Below are 14,605 nucleotides of genomic sequence, written 5' to 3' on the forward strand. Positions count from 1 at the left end.
GTTGTAGTTTGAGTATAGGTGAGAATCCCCTAAACGTCTAACACTTTGCTTGCAGCGGTGCCAGCATCCGTTCATGTGTCCGGATCATCGACGCGACGTGATCAAATGAACAATCGACGAGCGATGCACATTCTTCAATCAACATCCCGTCTCGTAAATCATGGAACAGATAAAGCAGTGATGCAGCCGAAGCTTCGATCGAATCGAACGACTCACCACTTAAAACGAGTTGCGCGAAGCGTTCGTAAAAATCACCTTCAAGACTCATCCGTTCTTCGTCTGAAACAAATCGTTCCGCAAGGCGAATCGTCTGTAATGCCCGGTGAATGCGTTCATCCACGACATCAGTCCGACCTTCCATCTCGACGATGATCTGTTCCGTCAACAAGAGGACGTCTTCACGGTCTGTCACTTCTGGCATCATCGACAACGCAAGCCGTGCTTCGGCATCGTTCAGTTTGCCAAGAAGAAGTGCCGTGAAGATGCGTGAGACATCATCTTCTGTCTTCAACGCTTGAATGAGTGCTGAACGAAACTGTAGGTTGTGGCGGATGTCATACGTATCCGTTTCTTCCTTTAACGCTTGTGCTTCGTCTGACTTCAAGAAAGCTGTTGCTTCTTCGACGTGTCCTGTTTTATAAGCAGAGATCGATAACCAGTGCCCAAAGAGTGGATCTCCTCGGTAACCGCGACGTTCGAGTAACTTCAACTCTTCATAGGCGATATCGTAACGACCGATGATCGCTAAAGTTGAGGCGACCTTATACCGTGTCTCCAGGTGCACGGAACGGACGTGTTCGAGCTGACGAGAGAGGCTGTGTGCCTCTTCGTCTTGTCCCATCTCGTGTAACAAGACGAGCGTGTTACAGAGGGCATGCAAATTGCCCGGGTTTCCTTCAAGGACCCGTTCGAGAGAAGCGAATGCTTGATCGTTCTCTCCTAAATAGAACTCAACGATCGCGAGGTTGTTGTAGGCAGGCCAGAACGTCGGGTACTGAGCAATCAGTCCCGTCAACGTTTCCTGTGCAGCGAACAGCATCCCTTTATCGATCTGGCGCTGTGCCTGACCGTGCAGACGAATCAATTCATCTTCTTCGTCATCTTCCATCTCTTGTTCGAGATCAATCAATTCCACGAGTGCGGCCGATGCCTCTGCGTGTTTGCCGTTTGGTGCCTGTTCTAAATATTCCATCGCATGGTGTCGCGCCTCTTCATAAAGTGAGACGTGTGCGTAGTTATTCGCTAAATAAAAGAGTGCTTCCGTATTTGATGCGTCGAGTGCACGAATCTGTTTCAAGACATCATTCGCATGATTGATTTCTCCTGTCTCGAATAAGACACGGGCATAACGGAGCAAATAGCGGATATCCGCTGGCTGAAGTGCCGTCGCCTCATCTAAGTGATAGACGGCTTCGTCCAGTCGCCCTTCCCGGTGCGCCTTCCGTCCGCGGAAATAAAAAAGTTCCGCTTGGCGCGCTGTTATCGCAAAGGGGTCTGCTTTGTATTTGGTTAATTCCATCATGATTCAAGCCCCCATAAATAGTAAACTGGTTTCGTAGTTGCAGACACAAGAATACCCTATCTCTAGAAGGCATGCAACAGAAAAAAACGCCGGAGTTCATCCCCAGCGTTTCGCATAAATCGATTCCAGTTCTTTGTAATTCTCTAAGCATTTTCGTACAAAAGCATCCGTCTCTGGATTCAGTCCTTCAAGACGTGCCACGTCCTTGTCATATGCCTGTCGTAAACTCGCCGCATATTCCGGAATCTCTCCATCATACGCATAAACGACTGCGGGCGAAACTGTGATCTTTTCGTGCTTATGCAAGGCAGTTCGGATATGAAAGAGTGGGACATCAACTTGGTTCGGTTGATGAAGATCGCCTTGAACAGGATGCTTTTCAACAGCCAACACCTCAACGACGAGACCTTGTGGACGTTCGGCGAATAATCTTCCGAAATACTTTCCTGTCTTATACGTAAAGCGGATATGCGTCATCTTTTTTTCCTTCTTCCTTCTCACAGTTTTGTCACATTTCGTGCCGACGAAGCGGCTGACTCGAGACGCGTTCGTTCGGTGCGATATCCCGGTGAACGACAGATCCGGCACCGACAACGGCACCATCTCCAATCGTTACGCCCGGTAGAATCGTCACGTTCGCACCGATCAAGACGTTGCTTCCAATGACGACATCGCCTAAGCGATACTCCGTCGTCAAATATTCATGACAGAGAATCGTCGTATTGAAGCCGATGATCGTATTGTCACCAATCGTGATCCGCTCCGGGAACATTGTATCTGGCATCACCATCAAGGCAAGTGCCGTCTTCTCCCCGATCTTCATCCGAAGGCAAGTCCGGTAGAGTGCATTCTTGAAACGGAGCGATGGTGTAAACCGACCAATCGTAACGATCGTAAAGCACCACATCACTTTAAAGAACGAGACGGTCCGGTACATGTGCCAGAGTGGATTCGTCGTTCCGACCTGAAAGCGATCAGTTCGCCGTGCCATTTTGTTCCTCCAGCCACGCAGCGAGATGATCCATCGAGTCGATGATGACGTCTGGCTCGAGTGCCTCTAAGTACGTGCGCCCTTTGATTGCCCAGCCGACTGCGACTGTCTTCAGTCCCGCGTTCTTACCACCGAGAATGTCCGTATCGTTGTCTCCAACCATGATCGTCTCGTCTGGTGTTGTCCCAAGCAACTGCATCGCTTTTTCGAAGGGTTCGACCGCTGGTTTTTCTTCTGTTACGTCGTCCGCTGCGATGACCGCGTCAAACAGTGACGTCAAACCGAATAACTCGATGCCGCGTAAAGCGACGCGACGGCTTTTCGACGTCACGACTGCCATCTTGTAGCCTGCTTCATGCAGACGTCGTAACCCGTCAAGAACGCCTGGATACTCAAGTACGAGCGCATCATGCATGGCGATGTTATAACTGCGGTAAAAAGCGACCATCTCTTTCCATTGTTCCGCGTTCATGGCTGAGAATGATTTTTCAAGTGTCGGACCGATGAACGGAAGCAATTCCGCTTCCGTGAACGTCCGGTCTGGGTAATAGTAACTGAGCGTATGTTCGAAACTTTTTAAAATCAATGGATTCGTATCGATCAACGTACCATCTAAGTCAAACAGAAGTGTGCGAATCATCGATTACTTCGCCTCCTTTTTTGAACCATCCAAGTAACGAACGGCGTTGCGACGAACGACGAACATGATCACACCAAAGATGATCAGACAAATCGAGACGATTTGTGCTGTCCGGAGTCCATCAGCCATCATCAGACTATCCGTCCGGAGTCCTTCAATGTAGTAGCGTCCAATCGAATACCAGACAAGATAACCAAGGAAGACATATCCACGACGTGGATTGAACTTCATCCGCCAAACGATCAACAGGATGACACCGATAATGTTCCAAATGCTTTCATAAAGGAACGTTGGTAAGTAGTACGTTCCATCAATATACATCTGATTAACGATCCAGTTTGGCAAGTGCAACGTATCTTGTAAGTACGACCACGTCGTCTCACCACCGTGCGCCTCTTGGTTGAAGAAGTTGCCCCAGCGTCCAACGGCTTGTCCGAATAAGAGTGACGGTGCCAAGATATCAGCAATTTGCCAGAACGAAATCTTTTTCTTACGTGTATAAATGATGACCGTCAAGATCGCACCGATGATCGCACCGTGAATCGCGATCCCGCCTTGACGGATATTGATGATCTGATCGAGATGCTGACTGTAGTAGTCCCACTCGAACGCGACGTAGTAAATACGTGCACAGATGATACTGATCGGAATCGACCAGATGACGACATCGACCGCATACTCTTCGTTGAAGCCAATTCGCTTCGATTCGAAGATCGCGATCAACAGTCCAACGACTGCACCGAGTGCGATGACGATGCCATACCAGTAAATCGGTACTGGACCAATCTCAATCGCCACGCGGTCAAACGTTGGTTGTACAGAGGCTAAAGTTCCCATCAAAGACCACCATTCCCATCTTCAATTGCTTGCGCGAGACGTCCCGCGAATTCTTCTGCTGTGTTGATGCCCATGTTTTTCAGACGATAGTTCATCGCTGCGACTTCGATGATGACAGCAAGGTTTCGTCCGGGGCGAACCGGAATCGTCAGGAACGGAATTTCCGTATCGATGATTTGGAGTGTCTCTTGATCGAGACCAACGCGGTCATAAACTTTCGACTGATCCCAAATCTCGAGGTTACAGACGAGGCTGATTTTCTTGTGCGAGCGAACAGCACCTGCACCAAACAACGTCATCACATCGATGATCCCAATTCCACGAATCTCAAGCAGATGTTGAATCAATTTCGGTGCGGTTCCGACTAGAATCCCGTCACCGGTTTGACGAATCTCGACCGAGTCATCCGCTACTAGGCGATGACCGCGTTTGACGAGTTCGAGTGCCGTTTCCGATTTACCAACACCACTTGCACCTTTAATGAAGACACCAACACCATAGATATCAACGAGGACACCATGCATTGCCGTCGTTGGCGCGAGTTCTGCTTCGAGGAAGTTCGTGATCTGTGACTCGACCGATGTCGTATGCCCTTTTGTTGTCAACAGTGGTACGTTCGTCTCGTCTGCGGCTTGGATGATTGCTTCCGGTACGTCAAATCCTCGTGTGATCAAAATACCAGGTGTTTCATCCGTACAGAGGACGTTCGCTCGTTCGCGTTGTTCCTCATACGTTAAATTATTGAAGAACGTCAATTCCGTTTTACCGAGAATTTGAAGACGTTCTGCCGGATAATAGGCATAATAACCGGCAAGCACAAGGCCAGGTCGGCACAAATCGGCCGTCAGAATCGGGCGATGTAAGCCCTCTTCTCCCGTGACGATGTGGAGATTGAATTGTTTTACGATTTCAGCTGTTCGCACTTTTGGTTGCACGCTTCATCAGCCCCTTTCACTTGAAGTATTGTACCATATTTTTATTCGATTTATGGAATTGGATTAGAAGCTTGATTTCTTGGGAATGGAATAAAGAGTTAATATTTTGAAGGAGGTTTTGCCATGATGTCAGCTGGCGGCATTTGGTTCGTTTTAATACTTATTTTATTTGGGATTCTCGCAATTGCTGGTTTCGTCTATCTCGTGATTTCGCTGATTGATATGTGGAAAGCCTACTCCCGGAATCAGGATCAAACAGCCCTTTTATTCTTCATCATTTCGATTATCGGGGTCTTCATCAGTGGGTCATTCATCTCCTACGTCCTTGCAATCATCTTCTATTGGAATCGTTCACGGGGAAAGAGCTGGCTCGGCCTCGGTCTGATCCTCGTCTCGATCGTGCTTGCCGTCATCGGCGTCATCGCCTTACTCTCATTCGGGTATGACATGAATAACATCGAAAACATGAACTTCGATGAACCGATGATGGATCAGGATTACAATTATTGATTCACGAAAACCCCCATCTTCTTCAAGGAGGATGGGGGTTTTATGTGTGTAGACGACGTCGCTCCGCTTGCGTGCCTCCTACAGGAGAAAGCGCAGTTATCCGCGCTGTCAGAGACAAACGAGACCCAGACAGAACGATGAAGCCGCGACAGTCTCGCCTAAGAAAAAGTACGCAAAGCGGATACAACGTCATAAGAAAAGCGCAACCTCTTTTTCAAGAAGTTACGCCGGTATGCTTATAACGCTTGTGGACTGAGGTGAACGCCGTGCGTGACAGAAATCGTACCTGTCTTCGTATCGGCTTCGACCTCGATTTTTGGTGAACGACCGCGACCTGATACGAAATGAAGCTTCCGGTTGACGATCTCTTTTTGATCCCGGATCAATTCCATGTCGTCGAGGTTACAGTTGAGACCACCGAAGTTCGTCTCAAGTTCTCCGTAGACTTCAGCGCCATGCGGCAACATCAAGGCGATGCTTCCGGCAAGCGATGAAGCTTTGACTTTCGCGTTTTGCGCCGTCTTCAGTTCGCAACGAACGTTTCCGTTCGCTGTTTTCAGTTCCGAGCGTTCGAAGACACCCGTCGTGATGATCTGACCGTTGGCTGTCTTCGCCTTCAAGACCTTCAACTCTGACTCTTCGATTTCGATTGAGCCGTTTGCTGTTGATACTTTGACATCTTCACTGAAGAGGTCACGGACATTGACTCGACCGTTCGCTGTCATCAGTTGAGCGGACGTCGTATCGAGTGACGATAACGAAATCTCACCGTTCAACGTCTGTAAGACGAATGATTCGTAATGGCGGCGTGGAACTTTCAGATGGACCGTCGCACGGACACTCTTATCCTTTAGACGGATGGATAGTGTGTTTGCTGAAACCGCATGTTGGACGGCTGCCTGAAGTTGCTCAAGCGCTTGTTCTTCCGTCACCTGTTGGCGGCGGAGCGGACGCCCCGTCACCGTCAACTCGCATTCTTCAAGATCACTCGGTTCAACGACCAAGTTCGCATTGAACAGATCGACGTGGACCGTCTCTCCGCTGAATGGGAATTGTTTGACGTAGGTAACGTTCGGACCTGACGCCTGATTGAGTGAAAGATCACTGTCCTTGATCCGGCTGACGAGATTATCGAATGCTGACATGACTTTCGTCGTCAGCGAATCGACGGAATACTGGTCGACCCGATCATACTGTTCTGGTTCATCGACGTACTTATGTTCACTTGCAGAAGTAGCACGTTCGTCGATTGATTCGAGTCGCTCAAGTTTATCAAGTGCCTCATCAATCGTTAACTTTCCTTCTTTGACTTGCTCCAATATCAATTGACGCATATCTTGCTTCATGAACCGTTCCCTCCTATTCTTGAACCTCAAACGTGTGTTACATGATACTTTCGTTTAAGTTCCCTTAGTTCCTTCCTACGAATCCTCATCCACAAAAGTTTCACGATTCAATTCGTGCCGCATCCCGTTCAAGGACCGGAGCGAGATAATGTCCCGTATACGATGCTTTAACTTCAGCGATCTGTTCCGGTGTACCGGCAGCTACGATCGTTCCGCCGCCGTCGCCCCCTTCTGGTCCAAGATCAATCAAGTAGTCGGCCGTCTTAATGACGTCTAAATTGTGTTCGATAACGAGTACCGTATCTCCATTGTCGACGAGACGTTGCAAGACTTTCAGAAGACGCGCAATATCGTGGACGTGCAGCCCTGTCGTTGGCTCATCGAGAATATAAATTGTCTTCCCGGTCGAACGCTTATGCAACTCAGACGCCAGCTTGACGCGCTGTGCTTCCCCACCGGACAATTCCGTCGCGGGTTGACCGAGACGCATATACGTGAGTCCAACGTCAGCAATCGTCTGTAGTTTCCGCGTGATTTTCGGAATGTTCTCGAAGAAAGCGAGTGCATCTTCGACTGTCATTTCAAGGACATCGGCAATCGTTTTGCCTTTATATTTCACTTCAAGTGTTTCGCGGTTATAACGTTTCCCGTGACAGACTTCACACGGAACATAGACATCCGGTAAGAAGTGCATCTCGATCTTAATGATTCCATCGCCACGACACGCTTCACAGCGTCCACCCTTGATGTTGAAACTGAAGCGTCCTTTTTTGTACCCACGAAGTTTTGCTTCGTTCGTTGAAGCAAAGACGTCACGAATATCATCAAAGACACCAGTATACGTTGCTGGGTTCGAACGTGGTGTCCGACCAATTGGCGATTGATCGATATCGATGACCTTGTCGATTTGGTCGAGACCGGTGATGCCTTTATGGGCACCCGGCTTTTCCTTCGCCCGGTTCATCTCGTGGGCGATCGTCTTATAGAGAATCTCATTGATCAATGTTGATTTCCCGGATCCCGACACACCCGTAACGGCAACGAATAAACCAAGCGGAATGTCGACATCAACGTTCTTCAGGTTGTTTTCCGACGCTTTGTGGATGTGGAGCATCCGACCGTCTGACTCTTTGCGTGTCGATGGGACAGGGATGAACTTCTTCCCAGACAAGTATTGACCGGTCAGCGAGTTCGCATCCTTCATCAGTTCTTCTGGTTTCCCGGCTGCCGTGACGAAACCACCGTGATCGCCAGCACCTGGTCCGATATCAATCAAATAGTCAGCTGCCATCATCGTATCTTCATCATGCTCGACGACGATCAATGTGTTCCCGAGGTCACGCATCGCTTTTAGCGTATTGATCAAGCGATCATTATCGCGTTGATGTAAACCAATCGATGGTTCATCGAGGACGTAAAGGACACCCGTCAAACGCGAACCAATTTGTGTTGCAAGACGAATCCGTTGCGCTTCCCCACCAGACAACGTACCAGCTGCACGAGAGATCGTCAGGTAATCGAGACCGACGTTCTCGAGGAACGACGCGCGTTCGTGAATCTCACGGACGATCATTTTTGAAATCGTCTTGTCTTTCTCACTTAATTTCTCTGGTAGTTCGTCAAAGAACATGACCGCTTGTTTAACGGACATCTTTGTCACTTCACCGATGTGGTGATCGGATACTTTGACGGCAAGTGATTCCCGTTTTAAACGATGTCCTTTACATGTCGGACATGCCTTCTTCGCCATATAGCCTTCCATCTGTTCACGGATGTAATCAGATGACGTCTCCTTGAAACGACGTTGTAAATTATTGAGGACACCTTCGAAGTAGAGATCCGTATTCCGGACCATTCCGAAATCATTTTCATAACGGAAATGGATTTCTTCTTTGGTGTTTCCATTCAAGAGTGTTTCGCGATGCTCTTCTGACAACTGTTCGAACGGTGTATCCATATCAATCTTAAAGTGGTCGCAGACCGCTTTAAGCAATTGTGGATAATACTGCGAACTTGTCGGTTCCCACGCCACGATTGCCCCTTCGTTCAATGACTTATCTGGATGCGGCACAACGAGATCGACATCGACCTCAAGTTTCGTCCCCAGTCCATCACATGACGTACAAGCACCAAACGGCGAGTTGAACGAGAACATCCGTGGCTCGAGTTCACCAATCGAGAAGCCACAAATCGGACAAGCATGGTGTTCACTGAATAAGAGTTCGTTTCCATCCATCGTATCGACGATGACACGACCGTCAGCGAGACGAAGCGCTGTTTCAAGCGAATCGGCGAGGCGGGCTTCGACGTCTGGTCGAACAACGACACGGTCGACGACGACTTCAATCGAATGTTTCTTATTTTTCTCAAGCGTGATTTCTTCCGCGAGATCAAGTGTCTCTCCGTTGACGCGGACACGGACGAAACCTTCTTTCTTAAGATCGTCGAGGACTTTAACGTGCGTTCCTTTTCGTCCGGAGACGATCGGCGCGAGGATTTGCAGACGCGTCCGTTCTGGTTGTTCCATTACTTGGTCGACCATCTGACTGATTGTCTGACTCGAAATCTCGATTCCGTGATTCGGACAGATCGGTTTCCCGATCCGTGCGTACAATAGTCGAAGATAATCATAGATTTCCGTCACGGTTCCGACCGTTGATCGTGGGTTTTTACTCGTCGTTTTCTGGTCGATCGAGATCGCTGGACTTAATCCTTCAATCGTGTCGACATCTGGCTTATCCATCTGTCCGAGGAACTGACGGGCATAAGCCGATAAACTTTCGACATAACGACGCTGTCCTTCAGCGTAAATCGTATCAAAGGCAAGCGACGATTTCCCTGACCCGGACAGACCCGTCAAGACGACGAGTTGGTCACGGGGAATTTCGACATCGATGTTTTGTAGATTATTGACGCGAGCGCCTTTGATGATAATCTGATTCTTCTTTTCTCCCAACTTAGGCACCTGCTTTCAATTCTAATATGAGGTCGCGGAGCTCGGCAGCTCGTTCGAACTGCATGTCCTTCGCCGCTTGACGCATCTCTTGGTCGAGCTGTTCGAGTAACGTTTCGCGCTCCGGTTTTTTGAGTTTGTTAAACTTCTCGAGTTTTTCGACGGTATCGTCGCTCTCGATCGTCGTACTAATGACACCACGGACATCTTTTTTGATCGTCTGCGGCGTAATGCCATGCTCTTCGTTAAATGCCATCTGAATCGCGCGACGACGTTCTGTCTCATCGATTGCTCGTTGCATTGAATCAGTGACTTTATCAGCAAACAAGATGACATGACCTTCTGAGTTTCGTGCTGCCCGACCAATCGTCTGGATTAGTGAACGGTCTGACCGGAGGAAACCTTCTTTATCGGCATCAAGAATCGTTACGAGCGAAACTTCCGGAATATCAAGTCCTTCTCGAAGTAAGTTGATCCCGACGAGGACGTCGTACTTCCCGAGTCGTAAGTCACGAATGATTTCAATTCGTTCGAGTGTCTTGATCTCCGAGTGCATGTAGTTGACCTTGACCCCGTGTTCCTTCAAATAATCGGTCAAGTCTTCCGACATTTTCTTCGTCAATGTCGTAACGAGGACACGCTCGTTCTTCGCCACGCGATCGCGGATGTTGTCCATCAAATAATCGATTTGTCCGGTAATCGGATGAATCTCAATCGTCGGATCAACAAGACCCGTCGGACGGATGATTTGCTCAACCATCTCTTTTGAATGTTCGAGTTCATACGGTCCCGGTGTCGCCGAGATATAGATTGCCTGACTGACTTTTTCTTCGAACTCCTCGAACCGTAGCGGACGGTTGTCTTTTGCTGAAGGCAGACGGAAACCGTGATCGACAAGGACTTGTTTCCGCGCTTGGTCGCCATTGTACATCCCGCGAATTTGCGGCAGTGTCACGTGTGACTCGTCAGCAACGAGTAAGAAGTCTTTCGGGAAGTAATCGATCAACGTATACGGTGTTGCCCCTTCCGGCATCAAGTTCAAATGACGCGAGTAGTTCTCGATTCCTGAGCAATAGCCCATCTCACGCATCATCTCGAGGTCATAGTTCGTCCGTTGCTCGAGCCGTTGTGCTTCAAGTAATTGATTGTCTTCACGTAACTTCGCAAGCTGCACTTCAAGTTCCTTCTCGATGTTCGCGATTGCCTTCTGCAAACGGGTATCCCCCGTCACGAAGTGGGACGCCGGGAAGATTGAAATATGCTCACGGTCCGCGATGATTTCACCTGTTAACGGATCCATATCACGAATCCGCTCAATCTCGTCACCGAAGAATTCGATTCGTACACACTGCTCATCACGCGACGCCGGGAAGATCTCAACGACGTCTCCTCGGACGCGGAACCGTCCGCGCTGGAAGTCGATATCGTTTCGCTCATATTGAATGTCGATCAAGCGACGGAGCATCTCATTACGCCCCATCTCATTACCGACACGAAGTGACAAGACGTGGTTGTTGTATTCTTCCGGGTTACCGAGACCATAGATACACGAGACAGAGGCAACGATCAAGACGTCCTCCCGTTCGAACAAGGCGGACGTCGCCGAGTGACGCAACTTGTCAATTTCATCATTGATTGAGGAATCCTTCTCAATGAACGTATCGGTCGACGGGACATATGCTTCCGGTTGGTAATAATCATAAAAACTAACAAAGTACTCGACCGCGTTGTTCGGGAAAAATTCCTTGAACTCCGAGTAGAGTTGTCCCGCTAGTGTTTTGTTGTGGGCAAGGACAAGCGTCGGTTTCTTGATTTCCTTGATGACGTTCGACACTGTGAACGTCTTCCCTGTACCGGTCGCCCCAAGCAACGTCTGATGTCGTTCGCCTTGTTTTAGCCCAGTCACCAATTTTTCGATTGCCGTCGGCTGATCACCGCCTGGCTCAAATGGTGAAACGAGTTCAAAATCCATCGTTTGCTTCCCCCTCATCACGTAAAAAATCTATTTTTATTGTACCACTTTACGAACAAACATTCGATTATGAAGTGCTCCTTTTAGGAAGTTACCCTTTTTTTCGAAAATGCAAAAGTTTCTTTTTGCTTCGAGTGTTGCACATCGATTTTTCGTTTACAAAAAAATCCCTATCACGGATGTTCCGTGACAGGGATGTACTCTTTAATGTAAGGACCGAACCTTCGTCCGACCATGGGCCGGCTCGTTCACGAACAGGATACCGAGTTCATGATGGTCTTGTTCATAGAAGGCACGTTGCGCAAAACGGATGTCCCCGTTATGGTTCATGACTTCAAGACGCAGATACGGTTTGTGTTTTTGAATGGCTTCATAGAACGACGCTTCCGAGTCGACCTTCTCACCGTTGACTTTATAGATCGCTTCCCCCGGAATCAAGCCCATCTCGGCAGCCGGTTTATCGGGAAGTGTCCCGAGAATCACCGCACCACGCGTTCCATTAAGGAAGAGCGGTGTTTGTGCCCGGTTCAAACGTTTGACCCGTTGATGCAACAGAATATGCAGGACGAGCAACAAAATGATGCCGTACAGCCATTCAGCTTGTCCGGTGACGTATGCAAGAACCGTCAACAAGATTGCAACGAGACTCGTGATCAAACGTCCTTGGACGAGTGGACGCATCAACTCCTTCGGTAACTTACCGGTAAAGAGGAAGCTGAAGCCGATCGGTAACCACACAATGATTGGAACGAGTCCCGGGAAACTGTAACGTGGCCACCATGTCTCGAGTACGTCGCCCGGAACGAAGACGAGCAGTGGCAAGAGCCAAAGCTTATTTGCTGACAAGCCACCGATGAAGCGACCACGCTTCGAGACGACGAGTGACGGGGACAGGCGGCGTTGCCCACGCCACCAGACGAGGACAACTTCAGCGATGAGTGTTACCGTCGCAAGTAATAAAATCATCTTCGGATCGACTGCGCGAACTGAATCGAGACGCGAATCCATCACGAACCAGCCGGCAAGTCCAAGTAAGACGATTGGCCAAAGCGGTACGTTTAAGCGAACGATGCCGATTAACAATAGCACGCTTGAAAGTCCAAGTAACATCAGAGCGTATTGTGGTGTCACCGTTAATCCAAGCCATCCGCTGACGACGGATAAGATAAGACCAACGAGTAGCCCCGGTAAAAGTGTTTCGAGAACATCGCTTCGTTTTCCGTGTGTCCGGGAGCGGAACAGACCACGCTCCCGTTTGACACGCCGGATGCCGATGACCCAACTGACAAGGAGTGCTAACCACAAGGTCGGACTGGCGATGAGACTAATCGCGGTCCAACCAATTTCATCGAGTAATTCCACGCGCATTCAGACCTCTTTCCATTCCTTATTATTGAGCAGCGACCTCGAGTGCTTTTTTCCGCTGAACGTCATTCTTGTCATCCTCGAGTTTCTTCAGGAGACGTGTCTCCATCTCACCCGCCGTCTGCTGATCGATTTTTCCTGTGACATCAAGCTTCGCATCCTTTTGCAAGGCTTCAACGGCTTTCTTCATCGTGTCACCGAAATAGCCGTCCTGTCCTTTTGGCTCGTAACCGATTGCTTCAAGGACCAGGTGAGCGTTTTCGACCGATTTTCCATAATCACCGACTGCGAGTGACTTTTTGTCAGTCAAAATCTTCGTGACGTTAAAGTAAGCCGGTTGCTTGACTTCAATCGTCGGCTTGACCCCTTTTTTGTGGATCCAGTTGCCGTCCGGTGTTAGCCATTTGTTCGTCGTCAACTTCAAGTCGCTACCGTCCTTCAGGTCATAGGCACTTTGGACAATTCCTTTACCAAACGATTTTGTACCGACGACCTCAGCCCCAGCACCTTCTTTCAGACCAGCTGCTAAAATCTCAGACGCCGATGCCGATCCGCCGTCTTCGAGCACGACGATGTTATAAGGTTTCTTCTCGTCTGCCTTCCCGAATTCCTGCTGACGCTCTCCCTTATTGTTCTCTACTTGATAAATCGGAACATCCGTCGGGATGAACGATGCAATCATTTTCGAGACAGCCGTTAGTAGACCACCTGGGTTCCCTCGGACGTCGATGACGAGTCCATCAATATTCTGACTCTCGAGTTTCGCAAGACCCTTCTCAAACTCTTCTGCTGTCGGTTCCGAGAACTGTGTCACTTGCAAGACACCGATCTTCTTCCCGTTGACGTCTTCCGTCGACGTATAGACCGTCTCAATCGGAATCGTATCCCGTTTGATCGTGATATCCATCGCGTCTTGACCACTGCGCTGAATCGTCAGGACGACGTTCGTCCCTTTTTCACCACGAATTTTTTTGACCGCTTGATCCGTCTTTTGACCTTTTGTCGACTTACCATCAATTTCTAAGATGACGTCGCCCGGTTTGATGCCCGCTTTTTCAGCGGGTGAGCCTTTGATTGGTGAGACGATGACGATCGACTCACCTTTTTGTTCAAGCGTTGCCCCAATCCCTTCAAACGAAGACGACAGATTCGTATTGAACGATGCCGTCTCTGACTCATCCATGTAGACCGAGTACGGGTCGTCGAGCACTTCCGCCATCCCGGATAACGCACCATCCAGCAGTTCTTTATCCGTCACGTCCTCTAGATAGTTCTGTTCGATCATTTGACGCACCTGATCGATTTTTTTCCAATCCCCCGTTGCATTCGAAGAAGACGATGATGTCGAGACGGAATCCGTTCCGCCTGCCGCCAACATCCCGACGGCACCTGCCCCTAAACCAAGCCCGAAGGTACTGACCGCGATGACTGCTGTTGTAGATTTTTTCACGCTTGATTCCCCACTTCCGTTAAAAAACGCATTATTTTTTTCAGTATAGCAAAAAAAGATAGGTTACCCTATCTTTTCGGTATT

Annotated in this window: 12 protein-coding genes; 1 reads left to right on the plus strand and 11 read right to left on the minus strand. The window is 49.0% G+C overall.

Going from position 1 to position 14,605, the window contains the following annotated elements:
* Window positions 1-37: 37 nt before the first annotated feature.
* The 6 genes from ADM98_RS14985 to hprK form a co-directional block, all read right to left on the minus strand.
* Window positions 38-1,522: a tetratricopeptide repeat protein gene (locus ADM98_RS14985; protein ID WP_053454173.1), complete on the minus strand. Its 1,485-nt coding sequence runs from the start codon at window positions 1,520-1,522 to the stop codon at window positions 38-40.
* Between the two features lie 96 nt (window positions 1,523-1,618).
* The gene (gene kapB / locus ADM98_RS14990; protein WP_053454174.1) at window positions 1,619-1,999 is read right to left on the minus strand and encodes a sporulation phosphorelay system protein KapB; all 381 of its coding nucleotides are present in this window, start codon (window positions 1,997-1,999) and stop codon (window positions 1,619-1,621) included.
* Between the two features lie 31 nt (window positions 2,000-2,030).
* Window positions 2,031-2,513, minus strand: a complete 483-nt coding sequence (locus tag ADM98_RS14995; protein ID WP_053454175.1) for an acyltransferase — start codon at window positions 2,511-2,513, stop codon at window positions 2,031-2,033.
* Window positions 2,497-3,153, minus strand: a complete 657-nt coding sequence (gene ppaX, locus ADM98_RS15000) for a pyrophosphatase PpaX (RefSeq protein ID WP_053454176.1) — start codon at window positions 3,151-3,153, stop codon at window positions 2,497-2,499. The genes ADM98_RS14995 and ppaX overlap by 17 nt, the downstream gene beginning before the upstream one ends.
* 3 nt (window positions 3,154-3,156) lie before the next feature.
* Window positions 3,157-3,990, minus strand: a complete 834-nt coding sequence (gene lgt, locus ADM98_RS15005; RefSeq protein ID WP_053454177.1) for a prolipoprotein diacylglyceryl transferase — start codon at window positions 3,988-3,990, stop codon at window positions 3,157-3,159.
* Complete coding sequence (gene hprK / locus ADM98_RS15010) at window positions 3,990-4,925, minus strand: HPr(Ser) kinase/phosphatase (RefSeq protein WP_023469231.1); 936 nt, start codon at window positions 4,923-4,925, stop codon at window positions 3,990-3,992. The genes lgt and hprK overlap by 1 nt, the downstream gene beginning before the upstream one ends.
* 123 nt (window positions 4,926-5,048) lie before the next feature.
* Here hprK and ADM98_RS15015 point away from each other — a divergent pair, with 123 nt between their 5' ends.
* Window positions 5,049-5,435 (plus strand): hypothetical protein, encoded by a 387-nt coding sequence (locus tag ADM98_RS15015; protein ID WP_053454178.1) that lies wholly within the window; start codon window positions 5,049-5,051, stop codon window positions 5,433-5,435.
* A gap of 236 nt (window positions 5,436-5,671) precedes the next feature.
* Here ADM98_RS15015 and ADM98_RS15020 read toward each other — a convergent pair whose 3' ends face one another.
* From ADM98_RS15020 to ADM98_RS15040, 5 genes are all read right to left on the minus strand, one after another.
* The gene (locus ADM98_RS15020) at window positions 5,672-6,781 is read right to left on the minus strand and encodes a DUF4097 family beta strand repeat-containing protein (protein WP_053454179.1); all 1,110 of its coding nucleotides are present in this window, start codon (window positions 6,779-6,781) and stop codon (window positions 5,672-5,674) included.
* A 100-nt stretch (window positions 6,782-6,881) separates the two neighbouring features.
* A complete protein-coding gene (uvrA, locus tag ADM98_RS15025; protein ID WP_053454180.1) occupies window positions 6,882-9,737 on the minus strand; it encodes an excinuclease ABC subunit UvrA in 2,856 nt (951 codons plus the stop codon).
* 1 nt (window position 9,738) lies between these two features.
* Window positions 9,739-11,706, minus strand: coding sequence for an excinuclease ABC subunit UvrB (uvrB, locus tag ADM98_RS15030; protein ID WP_053454181.1), 1,968 nt, complete (start codon window positions 11,704-11,706; stop codon window positions 9,739-9,741).
* Window positions 11,707-11,910: 204 nt separating this feature from the next.
* A complete protein-coding gene (locus ADM98_RS15035) occupies window positions 11,911-13,074 on the minus strand; it encodes a PDZ domain-containing protein (RefSeq protein ID WP_053454182.1) in 1,164 nt (387 codons plus the stop codon).
* A 22-nt stretch (window positions 13,075-13,096) separates the two neighbouring features.
* Window positions 13,097-14,521, minus strand: coding sequence for a S41 family peptidase (locus ADM98_RS15040; RefSeq protein ID WP_053454183.1), 1,425 nt, complete (start codon window positions 14,519-14,521; stop codon window positions 13,097-13,099).
* Window positions 14,522-14,605: the final 84 nt, after the last annotated feature.

It is taken from the genome of Exiguobacterium sp. BMC-KP (assembly GCF_001275385.1).
GTDB lineage: Bacteria > Bacillota > Bacilli > Exiguobacteriales > Exiguobacteriaceae > Exiguobacterium_A.